Consider the following 26401-nt stretch of genomic DNA (forward strand, 5'->3'; position numbering starts at 1 on the left):
CTCATATTTTAATGTTGTTACTTTATTGAAATAATTTCGAATTAAAATCCTAAAATAAGCTTTGCTATTAAAAAGTAGATTAAAATACCAAAAATATCATTACTAGTTGTTATAAATGGCCCTGTAGCAAGCGCAGGATCTATACCTCTTTTATCTAAAATTATAGGAACAAACGTTCCAATAATAGAAGCAATAATTATTACTGAAATTAAAGAAATAGCAACTGTCAATCCAACCTTAAATTGAAAACCTAAGAAAAACATTCCGGCAGACATTAAAAGAGCTGCAAGTACAAAACCGTTTAATAAACTTTGTAAAACTTCTTTAATAAGCCTTTTAAATAAAGAACCTCTTAAGCTATCATTTGCTAAACCTTGCACAATAATTGCTGAAGATTGCACACCTACATTTCCTGCCATTGCAGCAATTAATGGTGTAAAGAAAAATAACACAGGATAATTGTCCATAGCCTCTGAAAAGCCACCCAAAATTGAAACACTTACAAACCCTCCAAACAGCGCTAAAACAAGCCAAGGTAAACGTGCTTTTGTTAATTCCAAAATAGTATCATCAGCTTCAACATCCTTTGAAATACCCGCAGCCATTTGGTAATCCTTTTCGGCTTCTTCTTTTATAACATCAACAATATCATCAATGGTAATTCTACCCACTAAACGCCCAATTTCATCAACAACAGGAATAGCTTCTAAATCGTACTTTTGCATAATTTTAGCAACCTCGTCTGCTGCTTCATGCACATTTACAGAATCTACGTTTTTAATAAAAACATCTGTAATTGGAGATCTGGTAGAAGTTGTTAATAAATCTTTGAGCGACAAACGACCTTTTAAAATATCATTGTCATCAACAACATAAATAGAATGAACGCGTGTAACTTCTTCAGCTTGGGCTCGCATCTCTTTAACACAAGTTAGCACATTCCAATTTTCGTTCACTTTCACCAATTCCTTTGCCATTAAACCACCGGCAGTATCTTCATCGTAACGTAAAAGTTCAACAATTTCTTTGGCGTGCTCAACATCATCAAGATGTGCAATTACTTCTTCTTTTTGTTTTTCAGAAAGCTCTCCAATAATATCTGCTGCATCATCGGTATCTAACTCATCAAGCTCTTCTGCAATTTCTTTTGAAGAAAGTCCTTTTAATATATTTTCACGATCATCTTCATCAAGTTCTGCAATTACATCAGAAGAAACATCATTTTCAAGTAACTTAATTAAATAAATTGCTTCGTCTGTTTCTAACTCTGTAATTAATTCAGCTACATCGGCATAATGAACTTCTTCTAAAAGATGTTGAAGTGTTTCATTTTTTCCTTCAGTAATTAACTGTTGAATTTTTTCAATGTACTCTTTGGTAATTTCAAACTGCATCTTTTTCTATTTTAGAAGTCAAACTAATGAATTCTTGAACTGATAATTGTTCAGGACGTTTGCCAAAGATACTATCTTCTCTTAGATTATCAGATAAATTCATAGTTTTTAAACTATTTCGCAATGTTTTTCTACGTTGCTGAAAGGCTGTTTTTACTACTCGAAAAAATAATTTTTCATTTACCGGAAGTGTGTAATTTTCTTTTCTAATTAAACGTATTACTCCCGAATCAACTTTAGGAGGCGGGTTAAAAACAGTTGGCGGAACAGTAAATAAATATTCAACATCATAAAAGGCCTGTGTTAAAACAGATAGAATCCCGTACACTTTACTACCTTCTTTTTCGGCAATTCTTTGCGCGACTTCCTTTTGAAACATTCCTGAAAATTCAGGTATTTGATGGCGATTTTCTAAGGTTTTAAAAACTATTTGTGTTGAAATATTATAAGGGAAATTCCCAATAATTGCCACCTGTTCTTCACCAAAAAACTCGGTTAAATCAATTTTCAAAAAATCTTCTGAAATAATTCTGTTAGCTAAGTTTAAGTAATGCGCTTGTAAATACTCAACCGACTCTGTATCGATTTCAATAACATGTGTAATCAATGGTTTTTTGAGCAAATATTTGGTTAAAACACCCATACCAGGACCAATTTCTAACACATTTTTGTATCCTGTTTCTGTTAAGCTATCAGCAATTTGCTGTGCAATTAATTCATCTTTTAAAAAATGTTGCCCTAGGTGTTTTTTTGCTCTTACGCTCATAAATTTAGTTTTTTGTAGCCATGCTAAACTGCTCGCTAATTACTTTTAATTCGGTTCTAAAAGCCAAAATTTGATCTTTAAACAAACTCACAGCCTCATTTCTAAGCCTTGAAGCATCATCTTGGTAATATTCTTCTAGCGTATCTAAACTATCTGTTGTGTATTGTACAGCATAAGTTGTACCTCCCATTTCCTCTTCAACCAACACTTGACTCATTTTAGCGTTGCTAAATTTACCTGTATTTAACATATCAGGAATGTGTTTTGATTTCATCCATTGAAGCCACTGGTCATGCACCTGTTCAGACACATTTGTTGTTACGTTGTATATATACATTTTAAAATTGTTTTATTATTTTTAATTGATATTATCTCCCCTTAAATTTCTGAATTTTTTCCGAGCATCTACTAAAAATATACTCGATGGATATTCAAAAATTATAAGTTGATAATATATTATTGCTTTTTCAGTATCATTTAATTTGTTCACATACAATTCAGCTAAATTGTAAATGGCATTGTCAACTAAAATATCATCTTTATTTAATTCAATAATTGCCAAATAATTAGTTTCAGCTTTTGTAAAATTAGCTGTTTTTTCAAACAATGTTGCTTGTAAAAACAAAGCTTCGTCTACTATAGAATGTTCTTTATAATTATCTAAAACTACCTGCAACGTATCAATAGCTTGTTTGTTTTTATGTTGGTAAGCCAACAATTCAGCAGTTGCATATTTTTGCAAAGCCACTCTTAAACTATCTTTTACAACATTATCGGTAATTAATAAATTTAAACCTAAGGCATCATTAGAAATTAATTGTGATGTTGAATTTTTCAACACTTTTAATTGTGATTGCGCCCATTCAAAATCGCCTTTAAAATAAGATGTTTGCGCTATTTTAAAACGTGCAGTTTGCCCAATCTCATGATTCTTTAAACTATTTTGAACTTGTGTATAATAAATTAAAGCAGTGCTGAACTGATTTGTAAATACTAAAATATCGGCTAATTTGGTTTTTACATAACCGTTTTGAAATTCATTTAAAGGTAATTTCAATATTTTTTTTAATTCGGAAATAGCCTTTTTAGGTTCATTCTTTTTAAAGGCTACAAATTCAGCATGAGTTACTTGAATATTTAAAGTAGCAATACTAGTTCCGTACTGTACAAATATTTCTTGAAATTGCGCTTCAATCTCGGTAAGTTCAGTATCAGAATCCATACTAATTTGAAGCAGGTACAACTTCGCTGTTAGCTCTACTTCAACATCGTTTGTGTTTTCTAACACATAGTTAAAACAACTTTTAGATACTTCAAAATCTTTATTTTCATAAGCAATTCTTCCAACTTCAATAATTGGATTTAAATCTTCAGAAACTCTTTTATAAACTGCTTTTTCTTGAATAAAAGCCTTTAAATACTCTTTTTGCTGCAAAAACAACCAACTTAACAATTGATTCCAACTATTTTTAGGATTGTTTTGAGAGCGCTTCAACAATAGTTTTTTTAAAGAAACATTATGTTCATTTTCAGGATCATCGCTTAAAAAACTACCCATATAATTTTTTGCTCTTGGCAAATAAGCCTCATCACGTTCAATCATATCTAAATAGGTATTGAACATATTTGGAATGTCGGCTTTTTCACCATAAATAGCAGCAATTTGGAAATTATAATTCGCCGAAGGATTTAATTGCATTGTTTTTTTATAAGCCACCAACGCATAATCTAATAAATGATTACCTTGAAATGTTCTTCCTACTGAATAGCCAATTGTTGGTTTCTCATCAATAGCATTTAATGCTTTTTCATAAAAAGGAATCGCCAATTCATTTTTGTATTGAAGTTCTAAATTATATCCTAAATCAACATACAAATATTCCTGATTAGGTAATTTATTTAATTGTGAATACATTAATTTTTCAGCAGTTTCAAACTCTTCTAACAACTGATAACAATCAATTAAATAATTGGTATAGCTTGTATTGTACGGATTTTTTTCTTGTAATTTTTTATAAATAGAAGCTGCTTTTTCGTACTCGCCATTTCTAAAATACTGATACGCCAATTGCTGTTCTTGTGCAACTATTTGCAAAGAAAAACAACAGATAATTATGAGTATTATTAGACGCATTTACGCTTTATTATAGATTCAAAGATAACCAAACAAGTGTTAAAGTTTTTATAAAATCGGCTTATTTTGAAACCTCAATTGTAACATTTTGGCACAAAATTTGTCTTCATTATAAAAACAAACAAACTTTTATTATGAAAGAACTAATTAAACAATACGAAGCAGCAAAAGAAAAAGCATTAACATTTATGAATAACGGTCAATTACACGCCTATTTTGAAGCGTTGGTAGAAATGAACCACTATAAAAGATTAATGATTGCTGTAAGAGCTAATTAATTATATCAAATCCGCAATACGGCACTAAAACTTTAGGTATTTTTATTCCTTCAGGTGTTTGGCAATTTTCTAATAAACCTGCTAAAACCCTAGGTAATGCTAAAGAACTACCATTAAGTGTATGTGCTAATTCGCTTTTACCTTCGCTATTTTTAAAACGAAGTTTTAATCGGTTTGCTTGGAAATTTTCAAAGTTTGAAACTGAACTAATTTCTAACCAACGATCTTGCGCGGTTGAGAATAGCTCAAAATCATACGTTAAGGCTGATGTAAATCCTATATCTCCACCACACAAACGTAAAATACGGTAAGGCATTTTTAATTCTTGTAAAATATCTTTTACATGTGCTACCATACCTTCTAATGCTTCGTAAGATTTTGAAGGGTGTTCAATACGTACAATTTCAACTTTATCAAATTGGTGCAATCTATTCAACCCACGAACGTGTGCTCCGTAAGAACCTGCTTCACGTCTAAAACAAGGTGTATAAGCTGTTTTACAAATAGGAAATTCACTTTCTTTTAAAATAACATCTCTAAAAATATTGGTTACAGGAACCTCAGCCGTGGGAATTAAATATAAATCGTCCTGCGCATCATGGTACATTTGTCCTTCTTTATCTGGCAATTGACCTGTGGCTATACCAGAAGCTTCGTTCACCAAATGCGGCACTTGAACCTCATCATAACCTGCAGCAGCATTTTTATCTAAAAAGTAATTGATTAATGCTCTCTGCAATTTGGCACCTTTGCCTTTATACACAGGAAAACCGGCACCTGCAATTTTATTTCCTAACTCAAAATCAATAATATCGTATTTTTTGGCTAATTCCCAGTGAGGCAAAGCACCTTCGTGCAATACAGGAATAGTACCTTCTTCAAAAATGTTTACATTATCTTCTTCTGAAGTTCCCCCTGGAACAATTTCATTAGGAATGTTTGGAATTAAATATAATAAGTCTTGTAACTCCGTTGCTTTATTTTGAAGTGTTTCGGTTAACTCTTTTGATTTTTCTTTAAGTTGAACCGTTTTTTGTTTTAAAATTTCTGCTTTTTGGCGTTCACCAGTTTTGAAAAGCATTCCAATATCTTTCGATAATTTGTTGGATTCGGCTAATACTGCATCTAATTCAGTTTGTGTTGCTCTTCTTATTTCATCGGCTGAAATGGTTTTTTCAACTAATTCTTCTGCATTTTTTAAATTCCTTTTTGCTAAACCTTTTAAAACAGCTTCCTTGTTTTCTCTAATAAACGCTACTTGTAACATTGTTTTCTCCTTTAATTAGTCCGCAAATTTAAGAAATTGCGATTAAAAGAAGCTAATTAGTTGTATTTGATTTTAAAGAAACCGTTTCATGAATTTCCGAAACTAGTTGAGGTATTTTTTTCATTATAAAATCTACGTCAATTTTCACTAAATCTCCTTCCATTTTTGTGAGATTAAAAACACCTCTTTCAATAGGAAAATAACCACTTTCACCTTTACAAAAACACAACCTACCGTAATGCATTTTTATATTTTTTAAGGCTTCATTTTGCAATTTAAGATCTTCATTTAAATTTAATTCTGCATAAACAATTTCCGTATAATTGCTATCTTCAGTTTCTGAAATAGGATTTTTTGTGAACGTATATTTAAAGAGCGTTTTGCTGCCTTCAGAAATAACAGGATACAAATTTCCAAATTCATCTTTTTTGAAAGTAATGGTTTTATTCGGAATTAATTCCAACACACAATTACCATTTTCAGGACAATTTTCACTTTGAACAAAAATTGTTTCGCTTGCAGTAATTACTGAATTTACAGGTTTTGAAGTTTTGCAAGACACTAAAACTACAACGCAAATAATTAAAAGGTTTTTCATATAATGAATTTACAAAAATTTCTATTCAAAAAAAGTGCCATTGATTAATTCTAATGATTTTTCTTTATCTTTCTTTAATTGTTGTTGTAATGCCTCAACCGATTCAAATTTTTGCTCGTCGCGTAAAAAAGTAAGGACTTCTATTTGAATTCTTTTTCCGTATAAGTTATCATTAAAATTAAAAAAATGAATTTCTATGGTTTGATTTTTCCCACTTACGGTTGGTCTAAAACCAATATTCATCATTCCAAAAACCTGTTCATTATTTAATGTAGATTTCACCAAGTAAGCACCTGTTTTTGGTATTAATTTATAGGTTTCTTTTATACATAAATTTGCTGTTGGAAAACCTATTTTTTCGCCTAAATTATTACCTTTTACAACTTCACCGGTCAACATAAAACAATATCCTAAAAAGTTATTTGCTTTTTCAATAGCTCCATTTTCAAGCGCTTTTCTAATTTTTGTAGAACTCACTGCAATGTTATCAATATCTTTTTGTGAAATTTCATTTACTTGAAAATCGTAGGTATGCCCATACTCTTCTAACTGTTCAAAATTACCTTCTCTATTTTTTCCGAAGTGATGATCGTAACCAATAATTAATTTTGAAATATTTAAGGTATTTACAAGTATTTTTCGAACAAAATCTAATGCCGTTAATTTTGAAAACTCCTCGGTAAATGGTTGAATAACTAGTGCTTCTAACCCAATTTTTTCTAATAATTGTATGCGCTCATCAATGGTGTTAATTAACTTAATGTCAATATCTTTTTGTAAAACCATTCTTGGATGAGGAAAAAAAGTAAGTAACAACGATATGGCATCTTTTTTTTGAGCACTTTTCACTAATTTTTTAATTACTTTTTGATGCCCCACGTGTACACCATCAAAAGTACCAATGGTAACAAACGTTTTCTTAGTTGAATTGTATTGGGATAAATCGTTGAAAATTTTCAATGTTGAAAAATATAGGTTATTTGAAGTTGTAAAAATACTGTAATTAATTAAAAAAGAATACAATCAAATTAATTAATATTGGTATTATAATTGTATAAGAATAATATCTGTTATCTTTGTTAATCTAAAAAATTTCTTCGACTAGATCTTTACTAATGAAACTAATACATCATAAATTACTATTTTCAACCCTGTTATTCTTTGGTTTGGTTGTCAATATTTCGGCACAGACACCTGATAAACTTTGGTTTAAAAGTACTGATTTTCAAAACAATTCTAAAACTAAAGTTGAAAGAAGAAGCACTCCAAACAATTACAAAGTGTATAATTTAGATCTTGAATCTTTAACCGATAAGCTTAAAAACACACCACAAAGAAAAGATAAAAAAGCAACATCGAATCTAATTATAGACTTCCCTTCTGCTTCAGGAGAAATAGAAAATTATGAGATTTTTGAAGCTTCTGTTTTAGATGAAGTTTTACAAAAAAAATATCCTTCTATTAAATCATATGTTGGAAAAAACACAACTAATTCTGCTGAAACCATTCGATTTAGTGTTTCTAAAATAGGGTTGCACGCTATGATTTTACAAAACAAAGAAGGTGCTGTATTTATTGACCCGTTTACAACAGACCATAAATCTTATATGGTTTATTCAAAAAAAGAGGTTCCATCTATAAATCCTTTTGTTTGTATGTTTGATGATGTGAACGATAAAACTACAACAGCTAAAACGGTTCTAAGTTCAAAAAGTTTAAACGCTAACGACAGCCAAATGAGATCTTACAGATTGGCAATTGCAACCACTGGAGAATATTCCCAATTTCAATTAACCTACCACGGAATAAGTTCAACAGCAACCGAAACCGAAAAAAAAGAAGCCATTCTTTCAGCAATAAACGTAACTATGACACGTGTTAATGCGATTTTTGAGCGTGATGTTTCTTTAACTATGAAATTAGTGACCGATACTGATAAAGTTATTTTTTTAGACCCAAATACTGATAACCTTACCAACGATGATGGTAGTGTTTTAATTAATGAAAGTCAAACAGTAATTGACGCTAACATTGGCTTTAATAATTATGATATTGGACACACCTTTAGCACCGGAGGTGGTGGTTTAGCGCAATTAAACTCACCTTGTACTTCATCAAAAGCTAGAGGTATTACAGGTTCAAGCTTCCCTATTGGAGATACCTATGATATTGATTTTGTAGCCCATGAAATGGGACATCAATTTGGCGCAAATCATACTTTCAACAGTAATGAAGGTAGTTGTAGCGGAAATAAAAACGACATTACATCTATCGAGCCTGGAAGTGGTTCAACAATTATGGCGTATGCAGGCTTATGCGCTCCTGACAATGTTCAATCACAGAGCGATGATTATTTTCACTTGGTTAGTATTCAAGAAATGTGGGCAAATATTAGTGCTGGAAATAGCAGTAGCTGTGCCACTTTAACAAACACAGGAAATTCTGCACCTGTAGTAAATGCTTTAAACACATATACTATTCCAATCTCAACTCCCTTTGCTTTAACTGCAGAAGCTAGTGACCCTGATAGTGATACCTTAACCTATACTTGGGAACAGTTAGATCCTGAAAATGCTGTTGCACCACCAGTTGCAACTTCTATTGAAGGTCCATCATTTAGATCTATTACTCCTAGTACTTCTCCAACTCGATATTTCCCCAATCAAAATACGGTAATAGCTGGCAAATTATTCGATACTTGGGAAGTATTGCCTAGTGTTAGTAGAACTATGAAATTTAGTGTAAATGTTAGAGATAATAATTTAAGTGGAGGTCAGTCATCCAGTCAAGAAACTACCATTACATTTGATGGTACTACAGGACCTTTTAATGTAACATCTCAAACAAGTTCAGAATCTTGGAATTCAAATGAATCACAAACCATTACTTGGAATATCGCAAACACCAATAATGCTCCTGTAAATTGCTCAACAGTTAATATATTACTTTCTACTGATGGCGGTTATACTTTTCCTTTTGAATTAGCAACTAACATACCTAACAATGGTACATATACATTTTCTGTGCCAAATATTACTACTAATTTAGGTAGAATTAAAGTTGAAAGTGTGGGCAATATATTTTACGCTATTAACAAAGCCAACCTTAGTATTCAAGCCAAAGAGTTCCAACTAGACTTTAGCAATTCAACAGCTAAAGTTTGTAAACCATCTAGTGCTGTTTATAATTTTACCTATACTACTTTTTTAGGTTTTAATGAAGAAACTACATTTTCGGCTACAGGTAATCCTGCAGGATCAACTGTCACTTTTAGTCCTACAACAGCAACTTCAAACAACACAAATATTGAAGTAACTGTTAGCGGCATTAGCAACCTTACTATAGGAACCTATGAAATTAATTTGAAAGGAGTTTCAGCAACAAGTGCTATGGAAAAATCTGAACTTGTAACGTTAACCGTGTTCGACAGTACAATTACTACACCTACTTTAACAAGCCCGGAAAATAATACTGTAGATTTATTAAATCCGTTTGTATTTGAATGGAGTGCAGATGAAAATGCCGAATCGTATCAAATTCAATTAGCGACAGATGCTAGTTTTAATTCAATTGTTGAAGAAAACAATACATTAACAACAAATACCTTTACAGCAAACTCTTTAGACTTTAATACCACTTATTATTGGAGAGTAAAAAGCAGCAACAACTGTGGTGAAAGTGCTTTTTCAGAAGTATTTAATTTTTCTACTGCTAATGTTATTTGTAATACATACAATTCAACAGATAAATCGTTAGAAATTCCAGATAATGATCCTAATGGTGTAAACTCAATTATTACGGTAATAAATAATCAAACTATAACCGACATAAATGTAACTGTAAATATAACGCATCCTTATGTTGAAGATTTAACCTTAACATTAACAAGCCCAAACGGAATTGCAATTTTACTGTCTGTTAGTAATGGAGGTGCCGGAGACAATTATACAAATACCGTTTTTGATGATGATGCAACTATAAAAATTAGCGATGGCTTTGCGCCTTTTACAGGAAGCTTTATTCCACAGTTACCATTAGCTAACCTAAACAACATTGAATCTAAAGGTGATTGGACTTTAAATGTTGCCGATAATGGTGAAGCTGATACTGGTACTATTTTAAATTGGAGTCTAGAAATTTGTGGTCTCAACATTGAAGTAATTAATGATGATGATAATGATGGTATTACAAATGATATTGACCAATGCCCAAATTCTACACCAGGTTCAAAAGTTAATTCTGTAGGTTGCTTTACTGTTGCTGAAGGTAATTTTAATATTGAAGGTACAGGAGAAACTTGCCTAGGAAAAGCGAATGGCCAAATCGTAATTTCTACTACAGAAACACATAATTACACAGCAACAATAAACGGAACAGATTACAGTTTTACAAACTTCCAAACAATCAATGACCTTCCTGCAGGAACGTATGATTTTTGTATTTCAATAAATGAAGAAAACTACGAACAATGCTTTACTGTTGTTATTGAAACTGGAGCAACTATTGCTGCAAAAGCAACCATATCATCTAATAAAGCTGCCATAATTATTTCAGAAGGAACAGCGCCTTTTAATATTTTAGTAAATGGAAAGCAAGTATTTAAAACTTCTAATACTTCGTTTGAAATTGATGTGACTCATGGCGATTTAGTAGAAGTAAAAACAGCCATTGAATGTGAAGGAGTTTTCTCTAAAAACATTGACTTAATTGAAGGTGTTTTAGCATATCCAAATCCTTCAAAAGGAAGATTCCAAATAACAGTTCCTTATAGTAAAAAAGACATTACGGTTAAAGTTTACAATGTGCAATCTCAATTAATTTCAACTAAAAACTACTCGGTTTACAACGGTAAAATTCTATTAAATATTGAAGCAGTACCTACTGGTGTTTATTTTGCAAAAATTATGTTAGATGAACCTGTTTCTTTAAAATTAATAAAACAGTAACAGTTAAAATTATATATGGATTCTAAAAAAATAGACGGTAAACAACGAAGTAATATTAAAATTGGAAGTACTGTTGATGTGGTACAAAAAAACCACCAAAGAACTGGTGAATTAACCGAAGGAATTGTAAAGCGTTTTTTAACAAAATCTCCTAATCATCCTCATGGAATTAAAGTTCAGCTAGAAGATGGAATAGTTGGTCGTGTAAAATGGGTGCATAGTTAATTGTTAAATATTGCTTTTAAAAATAAAGCAGTTGCTGTTACATCTGAATTAAATCCCAACTAAAAAACCCACCTAACTTTTCAGCTAAGTGAGTTTTAAAATCAACTAAAACCAAACCTTTAAGGTTCATTTTTATGGTGTTACTACAGTATCTATGGCGTGAATTACCCCGTTAGAAGCGTCAACATCTGCAATAATAACTGTAGAAACTTTTCCTTTTTCGTCAGTTAAATTAACTTTTCCATCCTTTAAAGTAGCCGTTAATTTACCTCCTTGTACAGTTGTAATTACAAAGCTTCCATTATTAGCGTTTATAGCTTCAACCACATCTTTAGCTCTAAACTCACCTGCAACCACATGATAGGTTAAAATTGAAGTAAGAATTTCTTTATTTTCAGGTTTTAGTAAATCACCAACAACGCCCTCAGGCAATTTGTCAAAGGCAGCATTTACCGGTGCAAATACAGTAAAAGGTCCTGCGCTACTTAAAGTTTCTACTAAATTAGCAGCTTTTAAGGCAGCAACCAGTGTTGTGAAGTTTTCATTTCCCAGTGCTACTTCAACAATGGTTTGTTTGCTTTCCTCTTCTATTTCAGAAAAAGGGATTATTTCAATTTCACTTTTATCTATAGCAAATACAGTTGTAATTGTCATAAACATTAATACGAGTACAGATATTTTTTTTATAGTTTTCATAAGATATATTGTTTAATTATTTTCAAATATACTTAAACATTTTAATATATTGTTCATTTTTCTTAATTATTTATTAAACAAAAAGTTAAAATTTAAATTATGAAATTAACAAACGGGTATTTAAACTCAATAAAACACTGTACTACAGCATATTAAAGATGTGTTAAGAAAATGATTTCAAAACAGGAACTATTTCTTTGAATAAGTATTATTGGTTTTATCAATATCAGCCATGAAGCCTAAAGGGTCAATTTCAACTTTAGCAACTTCTTTTTTAGTTGTAAAAGTATATGTTGGGTAAGCCCAAGCCCAATCTTTTAAAATTATAGCAGTTGTTGGTTTTGTTCCTCGCATCATACGCAATGGAATATTAAAATCTTCTGAAGTTCCGTCTATATACGTTACTGTAACATCTATTGGCATTGGCATTTTTCCTGCTCTAGCCAATGTAATTGAAGTTCCTTCAACTTTTACAACAGCATAATCAATGGTATGTTTGGTTTCTGTCCATTCATTTAAATACCAATCTAAATGTATTCCAGAAACTTTTTCGGCAATACGTTTAAAATCGTTAGGTGTTGGATGCTTAAATTTAAAATCGGCGTAATACTGTTTCAAGGCTGCTTTCACATTTTCCTCGCCAATAATATAATTTAACTGTGTAAGAAACATACTTCCTTTTGTATAACTAGCAATACCAAAAGCCGTATTGGTATGAAATCTATCTGAATGGGTTGTTAGCGGTTCTTCAAAATCGTTTTTAACAATATAATAGTAACCTCTGTAACCGTTTGAATTTGGTGTATCATTACCTCCTTCTACTATTTTATTAGAAGCCAATGTTGATATATAGGTTGTAAAACCTTCATCCATCCAAGAATGCTTACTTTCATTTGTAGCTAATAAATGTTGAAACCACGCATGGGCAAATTCATGAAAAACGGTTCCTGCAATTTCGTTTAAGTTTTTACCTCCAGCTACAAAAGTACACATGGCATATTCCATTCCTCCATCTCCTGCTTGTATTACTGAATATTGTTCCCAAGGGTACGGACCAATAGCTGAGTTAAAATACTCCAAGGCTTTTTCAGTTAACGGTTGTACCTCTTTCCAAGCTTTTTTATACGTATCGATATTTTTGTAAAAGAAATGAAGTTTAGTGCCGCTTGCAGTTTGCAAAACATCATGTGCAAAATTAGCATCTGCTGCCCAAGAATAATCATGAACGTTTTTAGCTTTAAAATGCCACGCTAGTTTTTTTCCTTTTTGAAGGTTTAATTTCTGACTTTTAGTTGCATAACCATGACCTATTTCTTGTGGATTTTGAAGTACTCCTGTACCTCCAATTGTATACGTTTTATCAATATGAATTGTAACATCAAAATTTCCCCAAACTCCGTGAAATTCACGTGCAATGTAAGGATCGTCGTGCCACCCTTCAAAATCATATTCAGCCATTTTTGGATACCATTGCGCCATAGAAAGCGCAACACCATCTTCATTATTTCTTCCAGCTCTTCTAATATGCACAGGAACTTGTCCTTCAAAAGTCAACTCAAAAACCGCTTTTTTTCCTGGCGGAATTGGCGAAACTAAATCGACCACAAGAATAGTACCTTCAACATTAGTTTGTACTTTTTTTCCATTTTGGGTTAACGAAAGTACGTTTAAATATCCTATTTCATTTGGTTTCAGTGTTGCAATTCTACTTTCATTTTTAGGATTTTCACGAGTTCCTTTATTTACAACCATTCTTCCATCTGGATCTATAATATCCTCTAAACGACTATCCATTTCACTTCCAGGTTGAAAAGCATTGAAATATAAATGATAAAAAACACGATTTAAAACATCTGGTGAATTGTTAGCGTACACTAATTTTTGAGTTCCAGTATATTGATATTTTTCAACATCCACATCAACATCCATGGTATAATCAACATGTTGTTGCCAATACGAAGTATTATTTTGAGCATTTACTAATAAAGAACTCGTTAAAAAAAGGAGTGTAAATAAATTTTTCATGAGGGTATTTTTCGAAACTGCAATATAGCCATTACTATATAAACTAAAAAAGCACCTTCAAATGAAGGTGCTCTTTTAACAGAAAATTATAATTCTTATTTTTTGTTTACCATTTTATCGGCTAAAACCAATGCATTGTAAGCATTTAAAACTTTTCCTGAAACTGATAAAGTAGAAAAATTAGCTTTTTCACCTTTCTTACCAGGAATTAAAACATCCATATCAACTTCAGTACCTGAATTCATAATAATGTGTTTTACCTGACTAGCAGATAATTCAGGGTAATATGATCTTACCAAAGCAGCAACACCAGCAACTTCTGGAGAAGCCATTGAAGTTCCATTATATCTTGCGTATTCATTTTTTGGCACTGTTGAATAAATTTGTACTCCAGGAGCAAAAACATCTACATTCTTTTGTCCGTAGTTTGAGAAAGTTGCTGGAATATTTTCATCATAATTTGAACTCATTGCACCAACAGTTAACACATTGTCACAAAGTTCATTTATTTTATCAGCAGTATCATTCGGCCAGTTTTCACTAACATCAATATCTTTACCATCGTTACCAGCAGCGTGTACTAATAAAACGTCATGTTTTTCGGCATATTTAAAAGCTTCAAAAACCCATTCTGGATTTGGAGACCAGCTTTTACCAAAACTCATATTGATAACTTTTGCACCATTATCAACTGCATATCTAATTGCTAAAGCAACATCTTTATCGCGCTCATCACCATCAGGAACGGCTCTAACTGACATTAATATTGCATTGTCTGCAACACCTTTCATTCCTAAGTCATTCGTACGATTTGCTAAAATAATTCCAGAAACATGTGTTCCGTGCGACTCAATATCTTTAGAACCAATTACAGCTCCATTTCCGTAATTTAAATCGGTAATATCTTCAGGGTTATCTCCAACAATTGCTCTACCATCGTACTCTAAATCGTAACTTTTATTTTTAGCTTGAGAATCATAGTATTCTTTAAAATCTTCGTATGTAGCACCTCTTCCATATAAAGCAACCAAACCTGCAACTTGTGCCGAAATAACTTCATCATCTGTTTTAAAAGCTTGTAGGGATTCTAATGAAATTTTATCAGTTTCCATAGCTTTCATTACATTATCAAACGTTGCATTTATTTGATTTAAACGCTCCATTGTTGCAATATAAGTTCCTGCAGAAGCATTGTATGCTTTTTCATACTTTTGAAATAATTCAAATGCTGCTTTATCTTCAGCACTAACAGTTTCTGCTGTTTTACCTTCAAATTTAGATTTAGATTTAGCGTATAAACGTGTAATTTCTAATTGTTCAGGAGCATCAACACCATATCCTCCTAAGAAATTCCATCCATAAATATCATCAACATACCCATTTTTATCATCATCAATTCCGTTTGCAGGAATTTCTTTTGTGTTCACCCAAAGTACATCTTTTAAATCTTCATGCTCAATATCAATACCTGAATCAATAACACCAACAATAACCGTTGTACTTTCTTTACCTTCAACAAATTTGTAAGCTTTATCTAAACTCATTCCTGGTATAGAATCAGTAGCTAAATCGGCATGTGCCCAATGATTGAAATCTTCATCATTGATAGTTCCTTTTTTTGCAGTAGCATTAACAGCTGTATCCATAGTAGGAACTGCCATGTTTTTAAGAGAGCTACAACTTGCTAATGTAATGGCTGCAATGGCTACTACATACATTGGTTTTAATATTCTCATTTTTTATTTTGATTGTTTAATTAAATACTTCGTTAAATTTATAGGTTTCGTTTAATCGAACTCCTTTTTCAGTGTGTTCTACTGTACATAACTGGTTTTCAGCATCGTGTTCCAAAAATAATAGGTATTCTTTATCTGCTGCTTCGTTTAAAAATTTTGCTTTTTCATCCATCGTTAATAACGGACGTGTATCATAACCCATCACATACGGTAATGGTATATGTCCAACTGTTGGCAATAAATCTGCCATAAAAACAATGGTCTTTCCTTTGTATTGAATATGAGGAATCATTTGCTTTTCGGTATGTCCGTCAGCAAATAAAATATCAAAGCCTAGTTCGGTGTTTTTGGCAAAATCTCCCGAAGGGATGTTTACAAAATTTAATTGGCCGCTAGCTTCAATTGGGTTGATATTTTCTTTTAAAAAGGATGCTTTTTCACGAACATTAGGCTCAATAGCCCATTGCCAATGGTTTTTGTTAGACCAAAATTTGGCATTTTTAAAAGCAGGTTCGTAACCAGTTCTATCTTTATTCCATTGAATTGCACCACCGCAATGGTCAAAATGCAAATGTGTTAAAAAAACATCAGTAATGTCATCTCTATGAAATCCGTGTTGTGCTAATGAACCATCTAGAGAAAAATCTCCAAAAAAGTAATAATAGCCAAAAAATTTATCAGATTGTTTGTTACCTGTTCCAGTATCAATTAAAATAAGTCGCTCTCCATCTTCAATAAGCATGCTACGCATACTCATATCAATTAAATTATTACTGTCTGCAGGATTGGTTTTTTGCCATAACGTTTTTGGAACTACACCAAACATTGCACCACCATCTAACTTAAAGTTTCCTGTTTCAATAGGATAAATTGTCATACTTTTCAAAATTTCAATATAAAAAACCGTTGTTTTAGTAGTACTTTACTTTCAGTTTTTCATATTTAATGCACAAATATACATTAAATTATACTTAACAAAATGTTAAGAAATTAAAAAACCTAAGCTACGAGCTTAGGTTTTATTGAGGCGTCGAGCGGATTCGAACCGCTGTAGGAGCTTTTGCAGAGCCCAGCCTAGCCACTCGGCCACGACGCCTTATTTAGGATTGCAAATTTAATTATTTTTCATAAGCTGGCAACATTTTTTATACTTAATGTTACTTAAACTCATTATTTTCTTTTTTTTGACATTTCAATAGTTACCATTGCAACATTGCCTCCTATTGGCGGGTTTAATTTTGAAACGGCTACTTTTGAAAATTTAACAATTGGTATTTCAACTAAAATACGATCTAAAATGCGTTTGGCAACTTCTTCTAACAATTTTGAACGTACTGACATTTCTTCTTTTACAATTTTATTCAAATGTACATAATCAACTGTATCAGCTAAATTATCAGAAATTGCAGAGGTTGATAAATCGGCCTTTACAGTAACATCTACTCTATAATCAGAACCTATTTTACCTTCTTCAATTAAACAACCGTGATAGGCATAAACTCTTATATTTTTAATTTTAATTGTTCCCATTGCGCTACTTACTAATTTTGAATTGCAAAGGTAGAATTATGAAATGGATTTTATAGTATAAAAATTACGCGTTAGGGATAGAACGGTTTGTTTGAGCTCTTTTTAACGTTTTTTTTAACGTTAAAAAAGCGAGTAGTGATAGCCCGACCTGAAAGGAAACGCACAAAAAATTATTATTATTACAAACTTGGCGATTCTTTTAGTACTTATACAAGTTGATTTGACAAAAAAAAACAATATTTTTGCCTCTCATTAGTTTTTTATTATGATTGAAGAAAAAAAATCACTCAATTTTATTGAGCAAATTATTGAAGAAGATTTGGCAAATGGATTGCCAAAAGAGAAGTTAAGGTTTCGTTTTCCGCCTGAACCAAATGGGTATTTACACATTGGTCATGCTGCGTCTATTTGCTTAAACTTTGGACTAGGTTTAAAGTATAATGCGCCTGTAAATTTGCGTTTTGACGATACAAACCCTGCAAAAGAAGAGCAGGAATATGTAGATTCTATTAAACAGGACGTTCAATGGCTTGGCTTTGAATGGGATAAAGAATTGTATTCTTCGGACTATTTTCAGCAATTATTTGATTGGACTATTGAATTGATTAAAGAAGGAAAGGCGTATGTTGACAATCAATCATCAGAAGAAATGGCGCAGCAAAAAGGTACGCCTACTGAAGTTGGTACTAACAGCCCTAATAGAGATAGAAGTGTTGAAGAAAACTTGGATTTGTTCATGAAAATGAAAAATGGTGAGTTTGAAGAAGGTTCTCATGTGTTGCGTGCAAAAATTGATATGGAGCATGTTAATATGCATATGCGTGACCCTATTATGTACCGTATTTTGAAAAAACACCACCATAGAACTGGCAACGATTGGTGTATTTACCCAATGTACGACTGGACGCATGGTGAAAGTGATTATTTAGAACAAATTTCGCACTCTATTTGTACTTTAGAATTTAAGAGTCATAGAGATTTATACGACTGGTATGTTGATCAAGTATACGATCCTAGTTTATTAAGACCTAAACAGCGTGAGTTTGCACGTAGAAATTTAAGCTATACAGTAATGAGCAAGCGTAAATTATTGCAGTTGGTTGAAGAAGGAATTGTAAATGGCTGGGATGATCCAAGAATGCCTACAATTTCGGGTTTACGAAGAAGAGGTTATACGCCAAATTCTATTAGAAAATTTAGTGAAACTGCAGGAATTTCAAAGCGTGATAATGTTACGGATGTTGCTTTATTGGAGCATTGTATTAAAGATGATTTAAACAAAACTGCACCACGTGTAATGGCTGTTTTAAATCCGGTAAAAGTGGTAATTACTAATTACCCTGAGGGGAAAGATGAAATTTTAACTGCTGAAAACAACCAGGAAGATGAAAATGCAGGGTTTAGAGATGTGCCTTTTAGTAGAGAAATTTATATTGAAAAAGAAGATTTTAGAGAAGAGGCTAATAAAAAGTTTTTTAGATTGAAACTTGGTAAAGAAGTGCGTTTAAAAAATGCTTATATTATTAAAGCTGAAACTTGCATAAAAGATGAAAATGGTGAAGTTATTGAAATTCACTGTACTTATGACGAAGATTCTTTAAGCGGAAGCGGTACTGAAGCCAGCAAACGTAAAGTGAAAGGTACTTTACACTGGGTTTCTATTAAACACGCCGTACCTGCTAAGGTAAACGTGTACGATCGATTATTTACTGACGAGGCTCCTGATGGACATAAAGACAAAGATTTTAAAGAATTTATCAATCCGAATTCTTTACAGGTAATTAATGCTTTTGTTGAGCCAAGTTTAAAAGAAGCAGCTATTTTAGATCGTTTTCAATTTCAACGTATGGGTTATTTTTGTGTTGACACTGAGTCAACCGCTGATAGCTTAGTTTTTAATAGAACAGTGCCTTTACGTGATAGTTGGGCTAAAATGGGGGAGTAAATAACTTATATACACATAAAAAAAGGGCATTTTCATTTAATATGAAAATGCCCTTTTTTATATACTTAAATCTCAACTTACTCAATCTTCAAAGTCTTCAATATAGCTTCTAATTCAAACATATAATCGAGCTTGTTAATTGATACCGTCCAAAAAAGTGTGTCTGTGATTACTTAAAAAATCATCTCAACTTATAAATTTGAAGTTAACAAAAACAATAAAAATATAAGAGAGATGATTGAATTAACAAAAGTACAATTACAAAGTAGTTTAAACAAACTATTAGAACATGAAAGAGGTCTTACTACTGTTTTAGAAATGACTTTGAATAGCTTAATGTATAGTGAGCGCAAAAATTATTTAGAAAATTGTGAATTAAACAAAGGTAATGGATATCGTAAAGCATTTGCTGTAGGTATGGGCAAACAAATAGAACTACGTATTCCAAGAGATCGACTAGGAATGTTTCAGCCAATGGTTTTAGCCTTAATTCGGGATCAAAAACAGCAATTAGAAGATTTATCATTTGAGCTTTATGGAAATGGTTTAACGACTTCTCAGATAGGAAGTCTGATGGGTAAGATTTATGGTAAATATTATTCCAAGAGTGCCATTTCTAATATTACAGCTACTTTTTATGAACAAATGCAACAATGGAGAGAACGTCCATTAGATTCAAATTATTTAGCAGTATATATAGATGCTATTCATCTTAAAATTAGAAGAGAAACCGTTAGCTCAGAGGCTTTCTATATTTTGCTAGGTGTTAAAGAGGATTATACCAGGGAAGTGTTAGGAATTATTAATATTCCCTGTGAATCAGCCTCAGGTTGGAGTGATGTTTTAAAATCAATAAAACAACGAGGCGTAGAAAAAATTGGGATTATTATCTCTGATAATTTAACAGCATTAGATACGGTAATTCCGCTGGTATTCAAAAATTCAGCACATCAAAAATGTGTTGTTCACTTAAAACGAAACATTTTAAACAAAGTAGCTTCAAAACACAAAACAGAAATTGCCACAGATTTAGAAGAAGTATTTAACTTAAACCTAATGAATGATACTGTAACTAAAGCTTTTGATAGATTAGATAGCTTTGCTCAAAAGTGGAGAAAAAATTATAAACACATTGGAAACTTACCATTTAACCCAATGAATGAATTGTATTTTACATATACAAACTATCACCCACAAATCAGAAGAATGATTTACACAACAAATTGGATAGAACGCTTAAATAAAGAGTTTAAAAGAACTTTTAAGATTAGAAATTCAATGCCAAATTTTGAGGCCGCTTTAACATTATTATCTAAAGTGGCTATGGATAAAGAAGAAGGGTATTTTGGATATCCAATTTATAATTTTAAATTTGATGAAAAACTGAATAAATTAGTTTAATTTTTAACAAAATTAAACGCTTCAAATCTTATAAGTTGAGATGAGGCAGACACACAAAGTTGGACGCTACCTGTTAATTCCTGGCACAAAGGTTAAACTTCAACCCCTAAATTCGATTATTTTTTTATCAACTACTGAATAACTTAAAAATGGACAATGCCAATTCACAACTGGAGACTCATTTTAAACCAATTTATGACCCTATTTAGAAACAGGGTTCAACTTTGATAAATTGAACCCAATATATAAGTTTACAGACTTTAAGGTATAGTGTTTTAATTAATTTTTCTTTTTGATTTTCTTTTTTTACTGTTTTTCTTTAGGTATGCAGTAAATAATTCTTGCTGTTCTTCGGTTAAAACAGCTTTTACTTCATTTTCAAAATCTTCTTTTAATTCTTCCATTTCATTTCTATCAGGTCTTCCCGATTTTGTTTTATTTTCAACCTCTTCAAAATGTAAAGTGTATAATTCTAGCACTTGTTCCTCTTGTTCGTCTGATAATAAAAGTTCACCTGATAGATTACTAACCATTGTTTTAATTTCTTTGGAAGTTGGTAATTCTGGCGGAGCTTGTTTACCTCCACCTCGTTGACCACCTTGTTGCCCTCTTTGCTGTGCGAAAGCACTTGTTGTTATTACTAATGCAACCACAACTAATTTCCATATTTTCCTCATTTTTAATTTCATAATTTGAAGTTTTTGAAAGTGTTATTTTATTGATTTTTAAATCTTTATTCAAATAAACGCAAGTTAATAGAAGTTAAAAATTAGAATCAATGAACTACCATATTTTATCTACGAATACTGTTTTAAAATAAAAAGAACCAACTTTTTTAAGAATTGGTTCTTTTTTGATAAATAAAATAAGGTGTGTTTTTTATGCCTAAAAGAATTATTGAATTCAATGATGCATGAAAATATAGATTCTATAAACTAAATAAATAGTAAAATAATAGTTAAAATAATACCGGAAATTCCTATGTAAATACCTTCTTTAAATATTTTGTTTTTTGGTTTAAACATAATAAATGAAGAAATTACAAAAAATAACAACGACACTCCAAAAAAGATATTTAAGAAATATAAAGGTGATGATGAGGTAGCTTTATGTAAATCTGTAAATTTTTTAATAACAAAAGGTAATTCTTTGGCGGTGTACTTAACGTCTCCTGTTAAAGTATTGTAAGTCCCATTTTTAAAATATACCAAATCGTTTTCAGTTTTTTCAACTTTAAAATTTTTAAAACGAAGAGTTTTACCTAATACCTCAGTTTCTAAATTTGGTTTTAATTTTTTTTCAACAACTTTTTCAGTTTTTAAAAAATCGGTATCTCTATAAATAAGTATTACACCACTAAATGCGTAAACTGCCATTATTCCGGCTAAGAAAAAGCCTAAATAACGGTGAAAGATTCTCATGTAAAACTGGGTAGATTTATTCTTACTCATTGCTATTTTCTTTCTTTTTTTCTTGAATTAACCCAATTTTTTTGGCTCTTGTTTCCCAGCTATTTCTGGCTAGTTGTTGTAAATCGGCAACATTATCACTTTCATCCATAATTTCTAAACCAAGTAATGTTTCAATAACATCTTCCATAGTTACTAAACCGCTTGTTGTACCATATTCATCAGTAACTAGTGCAATATGTTCGCGTTTTGAAATAAATTTTTCAAACAAATCAGGAATTGGAATATTTCGATTGGTGACTGATATTTCTCTTTTTATAGAAGATAAAGGTTGGTTGCCATTTCCTTTAATAATTTCTTCCATTACTTCATCTTTCAAAATCAAACCCGTAATTGTGTCAGAATCATTTTTGAAAATTGGGATTCTTGAAAAACGTAATTTTGGATGTTCATTATAAAAAGCTTGGATTGTCATTTCTTCAGAAGCAACTAGCATCACAGTTCTTGGTGTCATAATATCCTTTGCTTCTACATCTTTAAACGATAATAAGTTTTTAATAATTGCACTTTCACTTTCTTCAAAAACACCTTCTTCGTGGGCTATATCGGTCATTGCATGAAAGTCTTCTCTACTTAAAATGGAACCGTGTGCACTTTTACCTCCAATTAGTTTTGTTGTTAATTGAAGTAGCCACAAAATTCCGCTCCATTTTAAAGGAAAAATTAATAATGTAAGTGTTTTGGCGGTAAAGTTTGCAAGTTGTTTCCAATAAGTTGCTCCAATAGTTTTTGGGATAATTTCAGAAACTACCAATATTAAAAAAGTCATGATTGCTGAAACTATACCAACAATGTTAATTCCTAAAAAATTAACATCAAAATCCAAATTTTCAGCCTGTACTCCCACTAAAATAGCTCCAACGGTATGTGCTATGGTGTTTATTGTTAAAATTGAAATTAAAGGTTTGTCAACATCTTTTTTCAAGTTTTCTAGTGTATTTGCGTATAATTTGCCTTCTTGTTTTTTGATTTGAATAAATGTTGGTGTAATACTAAGTAGTACAGCTTCAAGTATTGAGCATAAAAATGAGAAAAAAATGGATATTACTGCGTAAAATATAAGTAAAGACATTAACGGCTGTTTTACTGCTAAAATAAGGAATAAATTTTACTTAATTAGTAGTTTAAAGTTAGAAGTGTTTTTTGATTTAATATTTAAAATTATAGTTTAATCCTATGCCAAATACTTCTCTAATTTGAAATCCGCTATACGCATTATCATCGTAAATAGATTGAAAAATAAAATCGGCTGATAAGTGTTTGTTAATATTCATGTCGATATTTACAGTGTAATTCATATCAATATTTTGAGGTTTATCAATATAGTTAGAGTAAAATGCTAAAATATTTTCCATAGTTACATTGGTCATTAACTTAAATTTATGGTAAAATGAGGCGCTAAAACCTATTTCGTAACGTAAATTTTCGCCTTCTTCAACTCCAAAATAACCGCGATTTGGTTTTGTATACTTTTCATCAACAAATACAAATTTAGAAGTCGCTGGTGCTAAGTTTAATTTTAAGTTTTTGTTTTTTTCCCAAAGCATACCGGGTCCAATTAATAAATAACCTGGAGACATAAAGTTGGTGTATGATTCTCTATACTCCTTACCGTTTGCATCTTTTTTGTATTTATACCCTTTTGTAAATTGAGTTTTGAAATTAATAAGTAGTGAGTAAAACCAGTAATTTTCTGCATCATAACCAAACATTGAATTGCAATTTATCCCATCATTTGTTTTTTTTGGGAAATCAGTATTTTTACTTTTAGTTAATCCATAAGATGCAATAACTCTATTGTTCCAAATAAATTTATCCTTTTTATAATTAAAGGTATGGTTAAAATTAACGTTTCCGGCTAAGGTATTGTCACCTCCAGCAACCCAGTTAGAAAAGGCAGATTGGTTAAATAAAAGGGTGAATTTCCCTTGATTTTCCCAGCCATCTTTTTTTTCTTCTTTTTTTTGTTGAGCAAATGAAATTGTGAAAGTTGAAATTAAAATTAGGGTTAAAACAAAACGTATCATATTGTTTACTGTTGAATTAAAAAACATCAAATTTAAAAAATTAAATGTATACGATGTTATTAAATAGCTTTATAGCTATAAGATATGGTTAAACAAAAGAACACTTTCAGCAAAAATTTTGCCAAATGTGTTCTTTTATTAAATTATTTTAAAATGCTTTACCAGTTGTAGTTCACTCCAATTCCAAAAACTTCTCTAATTTGGAAGCCTTCAAAAGCATTATCGTCATAAACAGCTTGGAAAATTAAGTTTGCTGAAATGTATTTATTAACATCTAACGTTAAATTCATGGTGTAATCGAGATCTACATTTTGAGGATCTTCTAAGTAATTCGTATATAAAACAAGAATGTTTTCCATGCTAATGTTTTCCATAATATTGAATTTAGCATATCCTGAGGCTCTTAACCCTAATTCTGTTCTTAAACCTTTTCCTTCTTCTACTCCAAAATATTTATCATTAGGTAATGTAAAAGCTTTATCAACAAAAACTAGTTTTACGGCTACTGGAGAAATGTTGAATTTTAGGTTTTTATTTTTTTCCCAAAGTAAACCTGGTCCAAAAGCTAAATACCCAGGAGACATAAAGTTTGTATACTCTGTTCTAATTTCTTTTCCATTGGCATCTTTTCCGTATTCATATCCTTTTGCAAACTGGGTGTTGAAATTTAAAAAGAAAGAATAACTCCAGTAATTTTTAGCTTTTAAACCAATCACAGAATTTAATTGCAAGCGGTCATCAGTTTTTTTAGTAAACTCATTATTTTTACTGTTTGTTAATCCGTAAGAAGCAACAATTCTATTGTTCCAAGTAATTTTATCTTTGACATAATCAAACGTGTAATCTACGCCCAGGTTACCAGCTATGGTGTTTTCACCCCCAGCAACCCAGTTTGAAAATGCAGATTGATTGAATAGAAATGATATTTTTCCTTCTTTATTCCAATACGTAGTGTCTTTGGTTTTTTCTTGAGCAAATGACAGCGAAAAACTAATTACCGCTACCATTGATAAAATTACTTTTTTCATAAATGTTTATTTTGAGTGTTAATTGTTTAAATTTTTAGAAATACATTAAGTAAGACTCTTAAAAATTTAAAAGTCACAAAAATTATTTTTTATTTTTAAAAAGGGGTACGGTTGAGCAAGCCTCTCCAAACATTATTGATTTTACATGAGGTTGTAATTTTTCAATAAGTTGAATGTAAGCTGTTGGTGGGATTGGTTTATTAGCGCAACCTTTTATAATTACAGGTTTTGCTTTAAAGTTACTGATATTTAAATTGTAAATAAGTTCTTGATAGATAGCTGTTTCTAAGGTGGTTAAATCTCCTACTACTATTTTTTTAGCATAAGGAATTAAATAAGTGCTAATTAGCATATATGCCCAAGAAGGTATAATGGCATCTGAAGAGCAGGTTAAGGCGATGAATTTATCTTGGTATTTACTCCAATCATGGTTTTTTAAATGCTCCCGAAAATCAGCTTCTTTTAAAATAAGTTCATGAAATAACCAAGCTTTAATGTCAATAATAGTTCTTTCGCCTTTTGGATAATAATCTTCAAGGTCAATTGTTATAAGTTGGCTATTTGCCACTCTATTTACAATTTCGCTAGCCATTTATAAAAATCCAAGTTCTAATTTAGCTTCTTCACTCATCATATCTTGTGTCCACATAGGGTCAAAAGTAATTTCAACTTCAGCATTGTTAACCACGTCAATGGTTTTTACTTTTTCTTCAATTTCAACAGGTAACGTTTCAGCAACAGGACAGTTAGGCGAAGTTAAAGTCATTAAAATTTTGACGTCATTATTTTCACTTACAAAAACATCGTAAATTAAACCTAATTCAAATATATCTACTGGGATTTCAGGATCGTAAATTGTTTTTAAAGTTTCAACTATTCTATCCCCTAAATCTTGAACATGCTCACTATTCATATCAAAAAATCTTCTTTATATTC

General features: G+C 31.2%; 24 protein-coding genes and 1 tRNA gene. 5 read left to right on the top strand and 20 right to left on the bottom strand.

What is annotated here, in order from left to right; translation table 11 throughout:
* Positions 1 to 41: 41 nt before the first annotated feature.
* Genes mgtE through CHB67_RS03195 form a run of 4 tightly spaced genes read right to left on the bottom strand, consistent with a single transcriptional unit; the run spans position 42 to position 4294 of the window.
* On the bottom strand, positions 42 to 1394 hold the full coding sequence (gene mgtE, locus CHB67_RS03180) for a magnesium transporter (RefSeq protein ID WP_089380307.1): 1353 nt from the start codon (positions 1392 to 1394) through the stop codon (positions 42 to 44).
* Positions 1384 to 2160, bottom strand: a complete 777-nt coding sequence (gene rsmA / locus CHB67_RS03185) for a 16S rRNA (adenine(1518)-N(6)/adenine(1519)-N(6))-dimethyltransferase RsmA (RefSeq protein ID WP_089380308.1) — start codon at positions 2158 to 2160, stop codon at positions 1384 to 1386. The genes mgtE and rsmA overlap by 11 nt, the downstream gene beginning before the upstream one ends.
* 4 nt (positions 2161 to 2164) lie before the next feature.
* Positions 2165 to 2497 carry a DUF4286 family protein gene (locus CHB67_RS03190; protein WP_089380309.1) on the bottom strand — a complete coding sequence of 111 codons (333 nt, stop codon included), beginning with the start codon at positions 2495 to 2497 and terminating at the stop codon, positions 2165 to 2167.
* Positions 2498 to 2518: 21 nt separating this feature from the next.
* On the bottom strand, positions 2519 to 4294 hold the full coding sequence (locus tag CHB67_RS03195; protein ID WP_089380310.1) for a tetratricopeptide repeat protein: 1776 nt from the start codon (positions 4292 to 4294) through the stop codon (positions 2519 to 2521).
* Between the two features lie 134 nt (positions 4295 to 4428).
* Between CHB67_RS03195 and CHB67_RS17135 the strand changes: the two genes are divergently transcribed.
* On the top strand, positions 4429 to 4572 hold the full coding sequence (locus CHB67_RS17135) for a hypothetical protein (RefSeq protein ID WP_176461199.1): 144 nt from the start codon (positions 4429 to 4431) through the stop codon (positions 4570 to 4572).
* Here the strand turns inward: CHB67_RS17135 and serS are convergent.
* From serS to CHB67_RS03210, 3 genes are read right to left on the bottom strand one after another with little or no spacing between them, the layout of a single operon-like run.
* On the bottom strand, positions 4565 to 5839 hold the full coding sequence (gene serS / locus CHB67_RS03200; RefSeq protein WP_089380311.1) for a serine--tRNA ligase: 1275 nt from the start codon (positions 5837 to 5839) through the stop codon (positions 4565 to 4567). The genes CHB67_RS17135 and serS overlap by 8 nt on opposite strands.
* Before the next feature lie 52 nt (positions 5840 to 5891).
* Positions 5892 to 6437 (bottom strand): hypothetical protein, encoded by a 546-nt coding sequence (locus CHB67_RS03205; protein WP_089380312.1) that lies wholly within the window; start codon positions 6435 to 6437, stop codon positions 5892 to 5894.
* A gap of 21 nt (positions 6438 to 6458) precedes the next feature.
* Entirely contained in the window at positions 6459 to 7397 is a 939-nt protein-coding gene (locus CHB67_RS03210) for a bifunctional riboflavin kinase/FAD synthetase (protein WP_089380313.1), read from the bottom strand.
* Between the two features lie 155 nt (positions 7398 to 7552).
* Here CHB67_RS03210 and CHB67_RS03215 point away from each other — a divergent pair, with 155 nt between their 5' ends.
* Together CHB67_RS03215 and CHB67_RS03220 are read left to right on the top strand one after the other, a co-directional pair.
* Positions 7553 to 11383 (top strand): reprolysin-like metallopeptidase, encoded by a 3831-nt coding sequence (locus CHB67_RS03215; protein ID WP_089380314.1) that lies wholly within the window; start codon positions 7553 to 7555, stop codon positions 11381 to 11383.
* 15 nt (positions 11384 to 11398) lie between these two features.
* The gene (locus CHB67_RS03220; RefSeq protein ID WP_317045686.1) at positions 11399 to 11608 is read left to right on the top strand and encodes a YwbE family protein; all 210 of its coding nucleotides are present in this window, start codon (positions 11399 to 11401) and stop codon (positions 11606 to 11608) included.
* Between the two features lie 132 nt (positions 11609 to 11740).
* Here CHB67_RS03220 and CHB67_RS03225 read toward each other — a convergent pair whose 3' ends face one another.
* From CHB67_RS03225 to folB, 6 genes are all read right to left on the bottom strand, one after another.
* Positions 11741 to 12304: a fasciclin domain-containing protein gene (locus CHB67_RS03225; RefSeq protein WP_089380315.1), complete on the bottom strand. Its 564-nt coding sequence runs from the start codon at positions 12302 to 12304 to the stop codon at positions 11741 to 11743.
* A 189-nt stretch (positions 12305 to 12493) separates the two neighbouring features.
* Positions 12494 to 14329 carry a M1 family metallopeptidase gene (locus CHB67_RS03230; protein WP_089380316.1) on the bottom strand — a complete coding sequence of 612 codons (1836 nt, stop codon included), beginning with the start codon at positions 14327 to 14329 and terminating at the stop codon, positions 12494 to 12496.
* Between the two features lie 95 nt (positions 14330 to 14424).
* Positions 14425 to 16065: a S8 family peptidase gene (locus CHB67_RS03235; protein ID WP_089380317.1), complete on the bottom strand. Its 1641-nt coding sequence runs from the start codon at positions 16063 to 16065 to the stop codon at positions 14425 to 14427.
* Positions 16066 to 16081: 16 nt separating this feature from the next.
* A complete protein-coding gene (locus CHB67_RS03240) occupies positions 16082 to 16942 on the bottom strand; it encodes an MBL fold metallo-hydrolase (RefSeq protein ID WP_089380318.1) in 861 nt (286 codons plus the stop codon).
* Positions 16943 to 17090: 148 nt separating this feature from the next.
* Positions 17091 to 17161 (bottom strand) — tRNA-Cys (locus CHB67_RS03245).
* A 74-nt stretch (positions 17162 to 17235) separates the two neighbouring features.
* Complete coding sequence (folB, locus tag CHB67_RS03250) at positions 17236 to 17595, bottom strand: dihydroneopterin aldolase (protein ID WP_089380319.1); 360 nt, start codon at positions 17593 to 17595, stop codon at positions 17236 to 17238.
* Between the two features lie 265 nt (positions 17596 to 17860).
* On the opposite strand from folB, the gene CHB67_RS03255 reads away from it, so the two are divergent.
* Together CHB67_RS03255 and CHB67_RS03260 are read left to right on the top strand one after the other, a co-directional pair.
* Positions 17861 to 19540, top strand: coding sequence for a glutamine--tRNA ligase/YqeY domain fusion protein (locus CHB67_RS03255; protein WP_089380320.1), 1680 nt, complete (start codon positions 17861 to 17863; stop codon positions 19538 to 19540).
* Positions 19541 to 19774: 234 nt separating this feature from the next.
* A complete protein-coding gene (locus CHB67_RS03260; RefSeq protein ID WP_089380321.1) occupies positions 19775 to 20941 on the top strand; it encodes an IS256 family transposase in 1167 nt (388 codons plus the stop codon).
* A gap of 275 nt (positions 20942 to 21216) precedes the next feature.
* Here CHB67_RS03260 and CHB67_RS03265 read toward each other — a convergent pair whose 3' ends face one another.
* From CHB67_RS03265 to CHB67_RS03295, 7 genes are all read right to left on the bottom strand, one after another.
* Complete coding sequence (locus tag CHB67_RS03265) at positions 21217 to 21630, bottom strand: hypothetical protein (protein ID WP_089380322.1); 414 nt, start codon at positions 21628 to 21630, stop codon at positions 21217 to 21219.
* Between the two features lie 246 nt (positions 21631 to 21876).
* Positions 21877 to 22392 (bottom strand): hypothetical protein, encoded by a 516-nt coding sequence (locus tag CHB67_RS03270; RefSeq protein ID WP_089380323.1) that lies wholly within the window; start codon positions 22390 to 22392, stop codon positions 21877 to 21879.
* Positions 22385 to 23482, bottom strand: coding sequence for a CNNM domain-containing protein (locus tag CHB67_RS03275; protein ID WP_089380324.1), 1098 nt, complete (start codon positions 23480 to 23482; stop codon positions 22385 to 22387). Before CHB67_RS03275 ends, CHB67_RS03270 begins: the two co-directional genes overlap by 8 nt.
* Positions 23483 to 23558: 76 nt before the next feature.
* Positions 23559 to 24437 carry a DUF3078 domain-containing protein gene (locus CHB67_RS03280; RefSeq protein ID WP_089380660.1) on the bottom strand — a complete coding sequence of 293 codons (879 nt, stop codon included), beginning with the start codon at positions 24435 to 24437 and terminating at the stop codon, positions 23559 to 23561.
* A 158-nt stretch (positions 24438 to 24595) separates the two neighbouring features.
* Positions 24596 to 25465: a DUF3078 domain-containing protein gene (locus CHB67_RS03285; RefSeq protein ID WP_089380325.1), complete on the bottom strand. Its 870-nt coding sequence runs from the start codon at positions 25463 to 25465 to the stop codon at positions 24596 to 24598.
* An 82-nt stretch (positions 25466 to 25547) separates the two neighbouring features.
* Complete coding sequence (locus CHB67_RS03290) at positions 25548 to 26057, bottom strand: DUF2480 family protein (protein WP_089380326.1); 510 nt, start codon at positions 26055 to 26057, stop codon at positions 25548 to 25550.
* Positions 26058 to 26378: a DUF59 domain-containing protein gene (locus CHB67_RS03295; protein WP_089380327.1), complete on the bottom strand. Its 321-nt coding sequence runs from the start codon at positions 26376 to 26378 to the stop codon at positions 26058 to 26060. It abuts the gene before it with no gap.
* Between the last annotated feature and the right edge of the window lie 23 nt (positions 26379 to 26401).

Origin of the sequence: Lutibacter agarilyticus, from assembly GCF_900188235.1 — a bacterium.
GTDB lineage: Bacteria > Bacteroidota > Bacteroidia > Flavobacteriales > Flavobacteriaceae > Lutibacter > Lutibacter agarilyticus.

Bases quoted from the DNA above. Each gene is read 5' to 3' on its own strand.
- mgtE (WP_089380307.1), bottom strand. From the start codon at position 1,394: ATGCAGTTTGAAATTACCAAAGAGTACATTGAAAAAATTCAACAGTTA.
- rsmA (WP_089380308.1), bottom strand. From the start codon at position 2,160: ATGAGCGTAAGAGCAAAAAAACACCTAGGGCAACATTTTTTAAAAGAT.
- CHB67_RS03190 (WP_089380309.1), bottom strand. From the start codon at position 2,497: ATGTATATATACAACGTAACAACAAATGTGTCTGAACAGGTGCATGAC.
- CHB67_RS03195 (WP_089380310.1), bottom strand. From the start codon at position 4,294: ATGCGTCTAATAATACTCATAATTATCTGTTGTTTTTCTTTGCAAATA.
- CHB67_RS17135 (WP_176461199.1), top strand. From the start codon at position 4,429: ATGAAAGAACTAATTAAACAATACGAAGCAGCAAAAGAAAAAGCATTA.
- serS (WP_089380311.1), bottom strand. From the start codon at position 5,839: ATGTTACAAGTAGCGTTTATTAGAGAAAACAAGGAAGCTGTTTTAAAA.
- CHB67_RS03205 (WP_089380312.1), bottom strand. From the start codon at position 6,437: ATGAAAAACCTTTTAATTATTTGCGTTGTAGTTTTAGTGTCTTGCAAA.
- CHB67_RS03215 (WP_089380314.1), top strand. From the start codon at position 7,553: ATGAAACTAATACATCATAAATTACTATTTTCAACCCTGTTATTCTTT.
- CHB67_RS03220 (WP_317045686.1), top strand. From the start codon at position 11,399: ATGGATTCTAAAAAAATAGACGGTAAACAACGAAGTAATATTAAAATT.
- CHB67_RS03225 (WP_089380315.1), bottom strand. From the start codon at position 12,304: ATGAAAACTATAAAAAAAATATCTGTACTCGTATTAATGTTTATGACA.
- CHB67_RS03230 (WP_089380316.1), bottom strand. From the start codon at position 14,329: ATGAAAAATTTATTTACACTCCTTTTTTTAACGAGTTCTTTATTAGTA.
- CHB67_RS03235 (WP_089380317.1), bottom strand. From the start codon at position 16,065: ATGAGAATATTAAAACCAATGTATGTAGTAGCCATTGCAGCCATTACA.
- CHB67_RS03240 (WP_089380318.1), bottom strand. From the start codon at position 16,942: ATGACAATTTATCCTATTGAAACAGGAAACTTTAAGTTAGATGGTGGT.
- folB (WP_089380319.1), bottom strand. From the start codon at position 17,595: ATGGGAACAATTAAAATTAAAAATATAAGAGTTTATGCCTATCACGGT.
- CHB67_RS03255 (WP_089380320.1), top strand. From the start codon at position 17,861: ATGATTGAAGAAAAAAAATCACTCAATTTTATTGAGCAAATTATTGAA.
- CHB67_RS03260 (WP_089380321.1), top strand. From the start codon at position 19,775: ATGATTGAATTAACAAAAGTACAATTACAAAGTAGTTTAAACAAACTA.
- CHB67_RS03265 (WP_089380322.1), bottom strand. From the start codon at position 21,630: ATGAAATTAAAAATGAGGAAAATATGGAAATTAGTTGTGGTTGCATTA.
- CHB67_RS03270 (WP_089380323.1), bottom strand. From the start codon at position 22,392: ATGAGTAAGAATAAATCTACCCAGTTTTACATGAGAATCTTTCACCGT.
- CHB67_RS03275 (WP_089380324.1), bottom strand. From the start codon at position 23,482: ATGTCTTTACTTATATTTTACGCAGTAATATCCATTTTTTTCTCATTT.
- CHB67_RS03280 (WP_089380660.1), bottom strand. From the start codon at position 24,437: ATGATACGTTTTGTTTTAACCCTAATTTTAATTTCAACTTTCACAATT.
- CHB67_RS03285 (WP_089380325.1), bottom strand. From the start codon at position 25,465: ATGAAAAAAGTAATTTTATCAATGGTAGCGGTAATTAGTTTTTCGCTG.
- CHB67_RS03290 (WP_089380326.1), bottom strand. From the start codon at position 26,057: ATGGCTAGCGAAATTGTAAATAGAGTGGCAAATAGCCAACTTATAACA.
- CHB67_RS03295 (WP_089380327.1), bottom strand. From the start codon at position 26,378: ATGAATAGTGAGCATGTTCAAGATTTAGGGGATAGAATAGTTGAAACT.